Annotated in this window: 10 protein-coding genes; 7 read left to right on the top strand and 3 right to left on the bottom strand. The window is 42.8% G+C overall.

What is annotated here, in order from left to right; genetic code table 11:
* Nucleotides 1-132 precede the first annotated feature (132 nt).
* The 3 genes from ttrA to ttrB are packed head-to-tail and all read right to left on the bottom strand — an operon-like array spanning nt 133 to nt 4,965.
* Nucleotides 133-3,207, bottom strand: coding sequence for a tetrathionate reductase subunit TtrA (ttrA, locus tag ACU696_RS16310; RefSeq protein ID WP_209101332.1), 3,075 nt, complete (start codon nt 3,205-3,207; stop codon nt 133-135).
* Nucleotides 3,200-4,246: a tetrathionate reductase subunit TtrC gene (ttrC, locus tag ACU696_RS16315; RefSeq protein WP_109911089.1), complete on the bottom strand. Its 1,047-nt coding sequence runs from the start codon at nt 4,244-4,246 to the stop codon at nt 3,200-3,202. The genes ttrA and ttrC overlap by 8 nt, the downstream gene beginning before the upstream one ends.
* Entirely contained in the window at nt 4,228-4,965 is a 738-nt protein-coding gene (gene ttrB, locus ACU696_RS16320; RefSeq protein ID WP_109911088.1) for a tetrathionate reductase subunit TtrB, read from the bottom strand. Before ttrB ends, ttrC begins: the two co-directional genes overlap by 19 nt.
* A 254-nt stretch (nt 4,966-5,219) precedes the next feature.
* On the opposite strand from ttrB, the gene ttrS reads away from it, so the two are divergent.
* From ttrS to ACU696_RS16355, 7 genes are all read left to right on the top strand, one after another.
* A complete protein-coding gene (gene ttrS, locus ACU696_RS16325; protein WP_109911087.1) occupies nt 5,220-6,977 on the top strand; it encodes a tetrathionate respiration histidine kinase TtrS in 1,758 nt (585 codons plus the stop codon).
* 126 nt (nt 6,978-7,103) lie between these two features.
* A complete protein-coding gene (ttrR, locus tag ACU696_RS16330; protein ID WP_109911086.1) occupies nt 7,104-7,700 on the top strand; it encodes a tetrathionate respiration response regulator TtrR in 597 nt (198 codons plus the stop codon).
* 58 nt (nt 7,701-7,758) lie between these two features.
* Nucleotides 7,759-8,703 carry a Kdo(2)-lipid IV(A) acyltransferase gene (locus tag ACU696_RS16335; protein ID WP_209101327.1) on the top strand — a complete coding sequence of 315 codons (945 nt, stop codon included), beginning with the start codon at nt 7,759-7,761 and terminating at the stop codon, nt 8,701-8,703.
* A 535-nt stretch (nt 8,704-9,238) separates the two neighbouring features.
* Nucleotides 9,239-10,465, top strand: coding sequence for a multidrug efflux MFS transporter MdtG (gene mdtG, locus ACU696_RS16340; protein ID WP_004909760.1), 1,227 nt, complete (start codon nt 9,239-9,241; stop codon nt 10,463-10,465).
* Nucleotides 10,466-10,848: 383 nt separating this feature from the next.
* Nucleotides 10,849-12,378, top strand: coding sequence for a peptide MFS transporter (locus ACU696_RS16345; protein WP_004909757.1), 1,530 nt, complete (start codon nt 10,849-10,851; stop codon nt 12,376-12,378).
* A gap of 157 nt (nt 12,379-12,535) precedes the next feature.
* A complete protein-coding gene (locus ACU696_RS16350; protein WP_004909753.1) occupies nt 12,536-13,324 on the top strand; it encodes a PhzF family phenazine biosynthesis protein in 789 nt (262 codons plus the stop codon).
* 273 nt (nt 13,325-13,597) lie between these two features.
* Complete coding sequence (locus tag ACU696_RS16355; protein ID WP_004909751.1) at nt 13,598-15,016, top strand: NAD(P)/FAD-dependent oxidoreductase; 1,419 nt, start codon at nt 13,598-13,600, stop codon at nt 15,014-15,016.

The raw sequence follows: 15,016 nt of genomic DNA on the forward strand, positions 1-15,016 counted from the left end.
TTGCCGAAGTCACGGTGTGGTAGCACACCGTTTTATGCGCAATGTCAACTGCTTACTACATATTGCCAACAACCAGATGGTTAATAATGAAGCTATGCAGGTCCCCATCACTAACCATCCTTACTACTTAGTTTAACCAATTAACTCAATGCGAGCAGGTAATCCTTGGCGTACCGATGCCCCCGAAACCCAGTCTAACCACGTGTTGGCGACTTCACGTGTTGGGTCAGCAAACCCAAGGTCATTTAAGTTAATTCCTGAACCATTTGCCTCATTCATTGGCATTGGTTGGCCATCCAGATAATGCTGTTTCGCCCCCATTTCGGTGTGCCCATAACCATGCTCAATCGCAAGTACCCCAGGCATTACACCATCAAGAACACTCACTTGGGCTTCAGCATGGCCACCCGGTGTGGTGATCCGGATCCAATCGCCATGTTTGACACCCATTTTTGCTGCATCATCGGGATGCAAAGCAACAAGATTCGTTGGTTTCACATGGCGTAGACGTTCAATGACTGTCGTTGAACTGCTCATGACATGGGATTTAAATGACATCAGTTTCAACGGCCACTCTTGTTCTGGGAATACCGTATTCACATCATCGCCATTTGCCATACGTGGTGGATAGTAAGTTGGGCAACCACTATAACGCTCACCCGTTATGGCATGTCGATTGATTGCCACCGTTGGATTCCAAATTTGTAAGCCTTTTTTCCATTGAGGTCCTGTTGCATCGCCATCCCAGGCTTTTTCATACGGAGCAAAACGGCCTCCTCTTGTGAAAATATAGGCAACACGGCGAACTTCTTCTGGTTTTAACGTACGCGTAATCGCTGGTAAAATGCGCTCCACGCCACTGATTTGGATATCTTCTGTTGCGGCTTCAGGAACTGGTTTTTCCCCTAGCCATGCCATATTTGCAGCAACTCTTAAGTAATAGTCTTCAGCTGTATTGAGTGAATGCATGTTGCCATCCATATCTTCAATCACGTTATCACCAAAGCCCGGTAAATTAAGTTCTTTTGCTACAGCGATACAGAAACTCTCCATCGAAACTGGCTGGCCATCTGCTGTTTTAGCCGTGCGTGACTCAACAATCGGCCAACGTGCCGTACTGGCTTTGACCTGCACACCAGACCATGGTGCACTGAACCCCCAACTTTCGAAATTATGGGTATCCGGCACAATGTAATCTGCCAATGCCGTGGTTTCATTCATAAAGGCATCAATACCTATAATCAGCGGCAAGTGTTTAGGGTCTTTCAGTTTTTCTTCCATCACCTGACGAATACCTGCGATACCATATACAGGGTTAGTCATATTGGTGATCCACGCTTTCAGTGCATAAGGATACCCCATCAAGGCGGATGCTAACTGTTCTGTTAGTTGACCTTTGGCAAACGGGTACCAAGGGGCTTTTGCGGGATATGGGTTCTCACCTGCTGCCTGACGCGCTTTGAATTCATCTGATTTTTCATACACTTCATTGCTACGTGATAACACCACACCTTTAGGTTTCACTTTACCTTTATAGCTGGCAATTTTGTAACGTGGCCCATCGTTTTCTCCGTTGAATTTACCACCACCAACAGAAACACCGCCTTTCAAGTTTAAGTTACCAATCAATGCGTTAAGCATGATAACTGACCATGCAGTGTAGAAACCATTACCGCCCATCATACCGCCATGGGAAATAACTGCGGCTTTTCTATCATAAGACGTTAATGCTTTACCCAGTGATTCAATGGTTTTTACTGGGACATGACAGCGCTGGCTATATTCTTCCAAAGTCATGCGATTTGCGGCTTCTTTAAGACACTGGAAGCTGGATTTAACCGTCACTTCACTGCCATCGCGCAAAGTCACTTGGCGTGTCACAAACAATTCAGCAGTTGGAACTTCGTTTGCCAGTTTTAATTCGCCAGAGGCATCTTGTACTAAATAGGCTTTCTCATCGTCACCTTCTCCTGTGATATAAGAAGAAATTAACAATTTGCCAGCTAATGGGTGGTTATCATCCGTAATGACTAAATGTGTTGAGTTAGTCCAGCTTTTCTCCCCCATCGCTTCCATGGATTTTTCACTTGGCACACTGAGGTATTTGGCATTGTAACGCTCATTTTCAATGATCCAACGGATCATCCCCATCACTAACGCAGCGTCAGTACCCGGCTGTACTGGGACCCAGTGGCCGTGGTCATTTGCTAAAGTCGTTGTTAATGGTAATGCAGGCGAAACCACCACATAGTTAAATGAATCACGTAAACGCGCAGTCGCCAATTGACGGCCTTGGCGCTTAAATGGGTTACCTGATTGCGCAGGCGATGTGCCTAAGAACAGTGCGAAACGAACATTATCCCAATCGGGTTTGACGTGGGCGTTTTTGTCCAAATCATCCATCAATGCACCGGAACCGGCACGATAAGCCAATCCACAATACGAACCGTGAGCTCCAAAGTTTTTACTACCAAAGGCATTTTGTGCAAAGCGACGGATAAAACCATCACGGCCGTCGTCACCTGCATTGGTCACTAATAATTGGTTGGCTTTTGGTCCCAGTTTTGGTTGGGATGGGTCTAAAGGCGTTTCTAAGTCACGGATCGCCCGTAAGCCATCCACATGCCCTTCACCAAATAAATCGCCCCCTTCAACCACTTCTTTTATTAATTGTTCAAAACTGATGCGCTCCCATTTACCTTCCCCGCGTTTGCCAACACGTTTCATCGGTTCGAGAATACGCAATGGGCTTGTTAAGCCTTCCATTAACGTCGCACCTCGAGCACAGGCAGTCGAACGGTGTTCAAGGCCTGATTCCCCACTCATTTTGTTAAATGCCGTTTTCAGCGGCATGCCATACGGAAAATGCTCTTCATGAGATAGTGGATGATAAGGGTTCCCTGCAATACGCAATACTTCATTTTTCGCTGTATCAACGCGAGCACGAATACCACACTGAGTCCAACAACCAAAACATTGCGTCATCGCAACCACTTGTTCTGGGTTTTCTTGCCAACCTTTCAGTGCCTGTCCTTCAGGACGTAAAGAGTTACCATTGAGCCTATCAAGAGTGACTTTACCTGACGTACCATTAACCAGACCATCGACTGCACGTTTGGCCACATCACGGTAGCTTGCACCAAATAATGCGATACCACCGATAACCAAACCACCTTTAAGCCATTGACGTCTTGAGAATTTAGCCATGTTGCACTCTCCTCGCAAACCAGCGAACACCTTCACGAACAATAATTGTTAATGCAATCCATAAACCGAATGTGCCGACAATTGCCAGTAATCCGTCTGTTCCCAATGGGAAATGGTATGGGTTAGCGATAATGTTATATTTTGGTACCGCTTGAACTTCCATCAGGAAAATCCAACGTATCGTCCAAGCAAAAGCCATTGAAATTAAAGCGAGAACAGTGATATATGCAACCGAGCGATTCGCTTTTAAATTACTGACGGACATCGCAAAAGTGATTACCCACAATGCACAAACTCCCATCAACATCCACCACCCAGGGCTTGCTGTATCTAACTGTTGACGTACTGCAATACCTGAGGTGGTATCACCTGAGAGCCATAGCGCAAAACAAACGGCGAACAGCAATAATGTCACAACTTGGAAGCGTGCTAAGCGGTTTTGATATTGAGGTTCACGGCGTGCTCCTAAGTTAATCAATGCAGGTAATACTTGTAGCGCACTGAGGAACATCAATACTGGTATCCACCAGCTATACCAAATTGGGCGAGCATTTAATACTGAGGCTTCACGGCCGGTATATAACAATAATCCTATCGCTGAAAGTGCAGCCAACAACGCCACCCAACGTGTTGCTTTAAACTCTTTTTTCCAAATCAGTTTCACCACTAATGCGACAAAATATAAACCAATAAATGTAGTGAATAATGGCAGTAACACAGACCCCCACCACATCCAAGACCATATTGTTGGATGCGCGTAGAAATGCCATACCCTTGCGGTTTGGTGTAAATCTGCGGTTAATGCTAATGGAGCGGTAATGCCCATCGTGATAGCAATAAATACTGCAATCATCTCTAAGCGACTGTTTTCAGGTTTATTTCTCCAATGAAGATAACAAGCGTACAGTACCGCGCAAGCAGCAATTCCTATGAAGAAGAAATATTGTACCGCCCAAGGAAGCCAAAAGAACTCTTGTGGCTGAGCCATGACTTCTGAAATATAAGTTACTTGGCCATTCATCAGAACACCTCCTGCCATAATGCGGGCTGCCCTTTGCCTTGTAGCGGCTGCACGAATGCGTCATCTAAACCAATATAAAAAACTTGTGGCAATGTGCCATTTTCCGGTTTGAGGACTTTGATTTCAGCTTCGTGCTCTGTCAGCATTTTACGAATAGTACTGTTCGGGTCTTTTAAATCCCCAATAATGCGTGCGCCCCCCACACAAGATTCAACACAAGCTGGCAATAACCCCACTTCTAAGCGATGAGCGCAAAATGTGCATTTATCGGCGGTTTGCGTAGAGTGGTTGATAAAGCGAGCATCGTATGGGCACGCTTGTACGCAGTAAGCACAACCAACACAGCGTTCGTTATCAACGACAACAATGCCGTCTTCACGTTGGAAAGTCGCTTGAACTGGACATACCGGTACGCAAGGAGGGTTATCACAGTGGTTACATAGGCGAGGTAATAATACGTTGGTAAAACCTTCTTCGCCCTTCACTGCAACTTGATATTGATTCACTGTCGTTCTAAATTGGCCTTGTGGGGTTTGGTTTTCAACCGAGCAGCTTACTGTGCAAGATTGGCAACCAATACAACGGCGTAAATCAATCAACATTCCATAACGTTTTTCTGGGTTGCCTTCTCGGCGTGTCGGGGAAAAACTGAGCCCAGCTTCTGCGATAGGAATTAACGAAGCTCCCGCAGTCACCGCCCCAATTTGTTGTAGAAATTTTCGTTTACTCAGATCCATAATTGGCTCCAGTACTGACATTGCTAATGCGAAAATAAAAGTTATTAATCAATATGTTATTTGTATTACATGCGTTATTGACAATGGGTACAGTCTCGTTAAGATAACCCGTGGAATTGTTATTTCTCTTTAAACCAAATGAGTTATCTTGATAAAACGTGTAGTGCCATTGTAAGAAGTGTGGAGCCGCCGCCCTATTGTGGTTTACCACATACCCGTAGCTAAATTGATCTAACGCAACGAATAACTCAAATATGTTAAAAAAATCGCCTAGGCCGTTGTATCACATACTATTAATCATGCTACTGACGTGGTCTTTGCCTGCAATTTCGGCACAATGGACTATCGGAGTATTAGCCTTGCGTGGACCGAGTTCCACCCAATCTCATTGGCAACCACTTATTGACACACTCAATGAGTCGATTCCTGGGGAACGTTTTACGTTACAACCACTCAATTTAGATGAAATGAAAGAAGCAATTTCCAACCGTAAGATTGATTTTTTACTGACGAATCCTGCCCAATTTATTCAGTTAGATAACCGCTATCATTTACGTTGGTTGCTCTCCCTTCGTTCTGATGTGGAGCCCAACAGCACGACGCGTAATGTTATTGGCAGCTTAATATTAGTTCGCAAAGACAGTGATATATCAGAAGTTAAAAACCTAATTGGCAAAAAAGTCGGCGCTATCTCGCCAGATGCTTTTGGTGGCTATTTATTAGGTTACAAAGTGTTAAGGGATATGGGCTACGATGCGGCTAAAGACTTTAAGATGCAATTTTTAGGCTTTCCTGCTGATGCATTATTATATGCACTGCGTGATGATTCATTATCTGCGGCAATTGTTCCTGTCTGTTTATTAGAAAATATGCATAGCGAAGGGCTGATTGATAAAACACAATTTCGTCCACTAATTCAACATCCAAGCTCTCTCTCTTGTTTAACTAGCACAGAACTGTATCCAAACTGGTCTTTTGCTGCCTTAAGTGAAGTGCCGGATAATTTAGTCGACAAAGTCACCAAGACATTATTATCAACCGATAAAGCCGCCATGCGTTGGGGAGCTCCGGCCTCGGTGACTCAAGTTGAAACCTTGCTCAGGGACGTTAACCAACACCCGCAACAACGTCAAATCTGGCAAGATATCGTCAGTTGGACTATTCAAAACCAAATCACTCTTAGCCTTGTCGCGTTATTTTTTGTGTTACTTGGCATTAATCATGTTTGGATTGCCTTTTTGGTTAGGCGCCGTAGCCGCCAATTAGAAGAAGCGCATAACCGCTTACGAGAACAAGAAGCCAATTTACAAAAGGCACAGCGGTTAAATATTTTGGGGGAAATGGCTTCTGGATTTGCTCATGAATTGAATCAACCCCTGTCTGCAATCCGCCACTATGCCCAAGGGTGTATTCTACGCCTGACTAAAGAGTCTGAAAGCCACCCATTAATTAACGCATTAACAAAAATCGATGACCAAGCTCAACGTGGAGCCGATATCATTCGTAATTTACGCCTCTGGGCGGGTAAACCAAGTCTTGACCCGGCAGTCACCTTGAGCCAACAATCAGTTAAACAGGCCATTAATCATATTTGGCAATTATTGCGTGCAGACCAACACTACCCCGATGCAAAGTTAATTTTACCTGAAACGCCTGACATCTCCCTGATGTTGCCTGATACGTTACTTGAGCAATTACTTTCCAATTTAATCAGCAACAGTTTACAAGCGGGGGCAACCCTACTGCGTTTCGAGTTTCATTTTTCACAGCAGCATTTTTTACTTGTCTTGCAGGACAATGCCGGAGGTATGCCTGCGGGTCAATTAGAGCAAGGTATCACACCATTTACTACGACTAAAAAAGAAGGTTTAGGGTTAGGTTTAGTGATTTGCCAGCGTTTGATCCAAAGCCAAGGTGGCGATATTCGTATCGAAAATAACCTGAGTGATGATGGATTACATGGCCTAATGGTCACTCTCATTTTCAATTATCACAATAAAATCGTGGATTGAGCATGTTTTGCCACGTAATTGATAACATTCACATTAACTATATGTGACAATGGCTTTATTACGATAATCAATGCTCATTACATAAAGCACCCTATTTTGTCACCCTCTACACGACGAGGTATATGTATGCCAGTGATCCATCTCGTGGATGATGACCCCGATGTGACGGATGCCTGCCAATTCTTACTAGAAACATTGGGCTATAGCGTTACCGTTTGGAATGACAGTGAAGCATTTATCCAAAATGCGGCATTACACCAAGAAGGTGTGGTGTTATTGGATATGCGCATGCCTAAATTAGATGGGCGACAAGTTCACCAATACCTGAGGGAACAACACAGCACATTAGCCGTGATCTTTTTGTCTGGCCATGGGGATATCCCGATGGCGGTAGAACAAGTGAAACTGGGTGCCGTTGATTTTCTACAAAAACCCATTGATAGCCAACAGCTTGCTAAGACCTTAGAGCAAGCTCGCTCACAAACCACGAAAGCCACTGAAGGGTATTTAATTAAACAGCGCTATGAAACGCTCACGCCTCGTGAAAAAGATATCTGTGGCTATGTGTTGCAAGGCTTAATTAACCGTGAAATTGCTGAGGCAGCCTGTGTTTCTGTGCGCACCGTTGAAGTTCATCGGTCTCGTGTCATGGAGAAAATGGCTGTTCGCAACTTAGCTGAGTTAATGAGCACCATGCAGGCAGTTAACGCTTTAAACGAATAATTTGATATAGTTTAATCATGCCTTTTTATTAATTTATGACTAATATATTCGGATAATAATGATACTAGCTCCAAAATTTCAAAAACGGTTCCTCCATCCTCGTTACTGGCTAACTTGGCTAGGTATTGGCGTATTATATCTTCTTGTTTTATTGCCTTATCCTATCATTTATTGGATGGGAACTCGTTTAGGTTTGTTTTCCAAGCGCTTTTTGAAAAAGCGGGTGAAAGTCGCAGAACGAAATTTGCAATTATGCTTTCCAGAGATGAGTGAGCAGGAACGGCAGCGTTGCATAGACAAAAACTTTGAATCTGTCGGCATGGGCTTATTTGAAACGGGTATGGCTTGGTTTTGGCCTGATTGGCGCGTTCGTCGCTGGGTCAAAGTCATTGGGGAAGAAAATGCCGTTGCAGCCCGCCAAACTGGCAGAGGGATTATCGCGCTCGGCGTTCATTTTCTAACCTTGGAAATAGGTGCGCGTGCCTTTGGTATGTTAAACCCGGGTATTGGTGTGTATCGCGCCAATGATAATGACCTGCTTGATTGGTTACAAACCCGTGGGCGGTTACGTTCCAATAAATATATGTTGGATCGCAAAGATATGAAAGGCATGGTACGCGACTTAAAAAATGGGGAAATTTTATGGTATGCCCCCGACCATGATTACGGCCCACGCAATAGTACATTTGCACCTTTATTCGCTGTAGAAAATGCAGCGACAACCAATGGTTCACAAATTATTTTACGCCTGGCTTCCCCTTTAGTGGTGCCTTTTACCCCAAGGCGTTTACCTAACGGTAAAGGTTATGAATTGATCATTCAACCTGCCATTGATGATTTCCCAATTGAAGATAATGTGGCTACCGCAACCATGATGAACCAAATTATCGAAAAAGAAATCCTCAGGGCGCCAGAACAATATATGTGGCTACACCGCCGTTTTAAAACACGCCCTGAAGGGGAACCTTCGTTATACGGGGATTTAGACAAAATCCATCATTAATGATTAACGTAATCAGATAAATTATGGCGTGATTTTTCAACTATTTTTTATGATGCTTTTCTTGCTGTTTTTTATACTGTTTTCTCTAAATATGGCGTGATTTTTCAACTGCTTTTTATGATGTTTTTCTTGCTATTTTTTATGCTGTTTTCTCTAAATATGGCGTGATTTTTCAACTGTTTTTTATGATGCTTTTCTTGCTGTTTTTTATACTGTTCTCTCTATATGGCGTGATTTTTCAACTATTTTTTATGATGTTTTTCTTGCTGTTTTTTATACTGTTCTCTCTATATGGCGTGATTTTTCAACTGTTTTTTATGATGCTTTTCTTGTTGTTTTTCATACTGTTTTCCCTAAATAGTCGGGTCTACAGCTAGGCGGCAAAATGAAGATATCCCGAGGAGCATACATAAGTATGTGACTCGGGTAGCTGAATGAAGCTAACAACGCTGTAGAACTGAATATGACGGGAAAAGTGACTTGGGTAGCTGAATGAGGCCAACAACGCTGTAGAACTGAATATAACGGGAAAATTATGACGGGAAAAACAGAGTATTGGAAACGTAACCTATACGTCGTGTGGTTCGGCTGTTTTTTAACAGGTGCCGCCTTTAGCCTGATCATGCCTTTTCTCCCGTTATATATTGAAGAACTTGGTGTCAAAGACCATGCTTCGTTGAATTTATGGACTGGTGCCGTTTTTAGTATCACCTTTTTATTTTCTGCCATTGCCGCTCCATTTTGGGGGAGATTATCCGATCGCAAAGGGCGAAAATTAATGCTATTGCGATCCGCGCTGGGCATGGCGATTGTCATGGTGTTAATCGGCTTTGCGCAGAATATTTGGCAATTATTAGCCTTAAGAGCCATATTAGGTTTATTGGGTGGCTTTGTTCCTAATGCTAACGCGTTGATTGCAACTCAAATTCCCGTGAAAAAAAGCGGCTGGGCTATGGGCGTCCTTGCGACTGGTGCGGTCAGTGGCGCACTTATTGGCCCATTAATCGGCGGTTTTCTTGCTGACCAATATGGCTTACGCCCCGTCTTTTTTATTACAGCAACGGTGCTGTTTATTTGCTTTTTTGTCACGCTCTTTTATGTTAGAGAACGCTTCACGCCGGTTTCGCGCAAAGATGCATTGTCCAGCAAGCAAGTATTTGCCTCACTACGCAATAAGAATTTAGTCATTAGCTTGTTTTTCACCACGATGATCATTCAAGCTGCGATGGGGTCAATCAACCCCGTGATCACCCTCTATGTTCGGGATCTATCTGATTCTTTAGAAAACCTCGCCTTTGTCAGTGGTGTAATAGCCTCCATTCCCGGTGTTGCGGCTTTAATCAGTGCGCCCATGTTAGGTAAACTCAGTGACCGAATAGGCCCTGAAAAAGTTTTACTCGCCGTGCTGGGCGCATCTATTTTTGTATTATTCCCAATGGGGTTGGTAAGTAGTTATTGGGAGTTAGGCTTTCTCCGATTTATGCTTGGGGCACTAAATGCTGCACTATTACCTGCGGTACAAACGTTAATTATCTATAATATTTCTCACCAAGTGACTGGGCGTATTTTCAGCTATAACCAAGCATTACGCGATGTTGGAAACGTGACAGGGCCTTTAATGGGCTCCTTTGTCGCTGCCACCTATGGTTTCAGAGCCGTATTCTTTTTCACTGCGGCGTTAGTTCTCTTCAACTTAATTTATTCATGGTTAGTTATCCGGCGCCAATCCGATGGTCTACGCGCTTCCCCGTCCGACCAATAACCCCCTTGCTATTTTTTGTACAAAAACCTGATGATTTATACGCTTTATTGTCTCACTTTGCTTAAAATTAAAATTTTACAACATCAAGTAATTGATTTTAAACAATTTAATCGATTCAAAATTCTTTCTTTTATTGTCAACTAAAATCCTGTATCTTCCCCTAGCTTATCGTGAGAAATGAGAGTTATATCGACTTTTCACCTTAAAAGCACACCTTTTACAATAAATTCATTCTGTATATAGGTGATTCTATAATAATGTATGTTAAAAATATGTTTCACATGCTTGTGTTAACATATCAATAACAATTGACATTCAAGCGCACGGCTTGGTGTTTTATATCATGCACAACCTCTCAAGAGAGTATTTATGGGAGTTCACAGATGAACAATTCTGCGACTAAAACAAAAACTTTTTTTGGGCATCCATACCCATTGAGTTCGCTTTTCCTCACAGAAATGTGGGAACGCTTCTCTTTTTACGGAGTTAGACCGTTACTTATTCTATTTATGAGTGCGGCATTATTACAAGGCGGAATGGAATTACCTATTGAACAAGCTTCCGCTATTGTCGGTATTTTCGCTGGTGGGGTTTATATCACCTCGTTGCCGGGTGGTTGGTTAGCCGATAACTGGTTAGGTCAGCGCCGCGCGGTTTGGTACGGCTCATTAATTATTGCGTTTGGCCATTTATCCATCGCAATGTCTGCCTTCTTATCAAATACCTTCTTTTTCGTTGGTTTATTACTCATCGTATTAGGTACAGGGTTATTTAAAACCTGTATTACTGTGATGGTAGGAACGCTGTATAAGAAAGAAGATACACGTCGTGATGGCGGTTTCTCTCTGTTCTATATGGGTATTAACATGGGTTCATTTATTGCCCCGTTAATTATTGGTCCACTTCATGAAAAATATGGCTGGCATTTAGGTTTTGGCCTTGGTGGCTTAGGAATGCTAATTGCCCTGTTAATTTTCCGTTTTTACGCCATTCCTCAAATGCGCCGCTATGATAAAGAAGTTGGCCTTGATTCCACATGGAACCGCCCAACAGTTGAGCGCAAAAACGTGGGGAAATGGGTAACCTTTGCCATGGTATTATTGGCCATACTGGTTGTCTTGATTGATAATGGTACGATTCCATTTAATGCCTCAATCATCGCGAAAAGCTCTGCTTATGTTATCTCGACCTGTGTGGGCATCTATTTCTTATTTATGTTCTTCCTTGGCGGTTTAAACAGTAGCGAGCGTTCTCGCTTACTGGCTTGCTTAATTTTACTGATTGCAGCCGCATTCTTCTGGTCCGCTTTTGAGCAAAAACCGACTTCATTTAATATCTTTGCTCGCGACTATACTGACCGCCAAATGGGCAGTTTTGAAATCCCAACCATTTGGTTCCAATCAATTAATGCGTTGTTCATTATATTGTTAGCCCCAGTATTTAGCTGGTTCTGGCCTTCTCTGGCTAAACGTAATATGAACCCAAGCAGCATGACCAAGTTCGTGATTGGTATCTTATTTGCTGCAGGTGGCTTTGCTATCATGATGGTGGCAGCAAACCAAGTGCTTGCAACACAAAGTGGCGTTTCCCCTTTCTGGCTAGTTGGCAGTATCTTATTACTGACATTAGGAGAACTGTGCTTGAGCCCTATCGGCTTGGCAACAATGACTTTGCTCGCACCACAAAAAATGCGTGGTCAAGTGATGGGGTTATGGTTCTGTGCGAGTGCGTTGGGTAACCTTGCCGCAGGTATCATGGGTGGTAACATCCGTAAAGACCAATTGGATTCAATGCCTGAGCTATTCTCCCATGTCTCTATTGCGCTGGTCATCTGTGCGGTCGTATTGGCAGCGTTGATTATCCCTGTCAGGAAAATGCTCAAAAATGCAGACAAAAATGAAGCAAATGCTTAATAACGCGGATTAATTGTCTTTTATCCGGTAGCAACCCACACGCTACCGGATCTCCCCCCAGCTTCATTAGCCTATTAATAATTTGCCTATTATATTTCATAAAATAGGCGTTATACTGGCCTTTCATCATCCCATAATGACTCTTGGAAACCCTATAATGAGCCTTTCTGCTCCCATTTACTATGTTGATGCTTTTACAGATACCCTTTTTCACGGTAATCCCGCAGCGGTTGTATTACTCGATAATTGGTTATCAGATGAACAGCTAATTGCAATTGCCGCAGAAATTAATTTGTCAGAAACCGCATTTTTAGTCGGCCGCCATATTCGATGGTTCACCCCTAAAGTCGAAGTAAAATTATGTGGTCATGCAACACTTGCCGCAGCCTTTGTGTTAAACCATGTGCTCCAACAAAACATTCATCCTTTAACATTTAGCTCTTTATCAGGTGAGTTGGTTGTGACACAAAATGCCCAAGGATTTACACTCGATTTTCCAATTATTGAATCTGTACAAAGTCATCCAGACCAATACCCACACCTCGCTGACATCCTTGGAATCAAAATCAAAGAGCTTTGGATAGCGAAAGACCGTTACCTGTGTTTTCTTGAAGGTGCAGAACTCGTTCAAAACTGCCAGCCGGATATGCTAAAACTTTCACAGCTTTCTCTACCTGGATTAACAATTACAGCAGAAAGTGCTAATAGCGATTATGACTTTGTTTCTCGTTATTTTGCCCCTGCAAAAGGGGTTGATGAAGACCCTGTAACAGGCACTTCACATTGTGCTATTGCACCAATATGGGCAAATCGGCTAAATAAAGTGCAGTTAGTTGGCCATCAAATATCATCACGCGGAGGAGTAGTTCATTGCGAGCTAGCCTCTGGTCGAGTAAAACTAACAGGTAACGCCGTTTTGTTTCTAACAGGCCAAATCCTAATTTAAGTTTTATAAATCAATAAACTAGAATAAAAGCCATTTTTTCCTGCCTGTTTCTCCTACTTCAATTCCGCCAGCGCCATTATTTTTCTTGAAATATTGGCGCCCATTTCATATTAGAAAAAAATTTTTTTTAACATTTAACTAAAAATTTTAATTCCAACTCAATTTAGTTTACAATCATAATCATTATTAAAGATATAATTACAATTATAAATATTTCTAATTGAAGCTTTGGTCAATAGTGAAAAACTCATTCGATATAAGGAACTTTATAAGATGGCTATTACTAGAAGAAAATTTTTGATTGGTGGTGGCGTTGTTGCCGTTGCTGCAGGGGCCGGAATTTTAACTCCAATGTTAACGCGTGAAGGTCGATTTGTTCCTGGTAAACCGCGACATGGTTTTGTCGCAGGAACAGAAGGTCCTCTACCACAGCAAGCTGACGTCGTTGTTATTGGTGCTGGAATTCTAGGAATTATGACAGCAATTGAGCTGGTTGGGCGCGGTTTAGATGTTGTTATTGTTGAAAAAGGTAATATTGCAGGCGAACAATCATCCCGCTTCTATGGCCAAGTCATCACTTATAAAATGCCAGATGAAACCTTCTTACTCCACCACTTAGGCAAACAACGTTGGAGAGAGATGAACGCGAAAGTCGGTGCAGATACAAGCTATCGTACTCAAGGGCGCGTTGAAGTACCGTTCGATGAAGAAGATCTTGTTAATGTTAGAGAATGGATTGATACTCGCAGTAAAAACGTCGGTTCAGATATTCCATTCAAAACACGCATCATTGAAGGCGCAGAACTCAACCAGCGCTTAAATGGTGCACAATCTAAATGGACTATCGCAGGTTTTGAAGAAGACTCCGGTAGCTTAGATGCTGAAATTGCGACCTTCGTCATGGCAGATTACGCGAAAAAATTAGGTATCAAAATTTACACTAACTGTGCTGCTAGAGGCTTAGAAACACAAGCAGGCGTTATTTCTGATGTCGTCACCGAGAAAGGGCCTATTAAAACCTCGCGTGTTGTTGTTGCAGGTGGTGTCTGGTCAAGACTGTTTATGCAAAACTTAGGCGTTGATGTCCCAACATTACCAGCTTATCAATCTCAGCAACTGATCACCGGTTCACCAACTGCGCCAGGTGGTAACGTTGCTTTACCAGGCAATATTTTCTTCCGTGAACAAGCGGATGGTACCTACGCAACATCTCCTCGCGTGATTGTTGCTCCGGTTGTTAAAGATTCCTTCGTCTATGGCTACAAATACATTCCACTGCTGTCGATGCCAGATTTCCCTGTCCATATTTCATTAAATGAACAGTTAATTAATTCATTTACTGAACCAACAAGCTGGAAAATGGATGAAGTTTCACCATTCGAAAAACACAGAAATATGACTGCATTACCTGACTTGCCTGAGCTGAATGCATCATTTGAAAAATTAAAAACAGAATTCCCTGCATTTAAGGATTCTAAATTGATTGACCAATGGAGTGGTGCTATGGCCATCGCACCAGATGAGCACCCAATCATTTCTCAAGTCAATGAATACCCAGGTCTAGTTATCAATACTGCGACAGGCTGGGGAATGACAGAAAGTCCTGTTTCTTCCGAGCTCACCGCTGACTTGTTATTAGGCAAAGAACCCTCACTGAATGTGAAACCATTTAGTCTATACAGATTTAGTTAA

It is taken from the genome of Providencia sp. PROV_01, assembly GCF_053098325.1.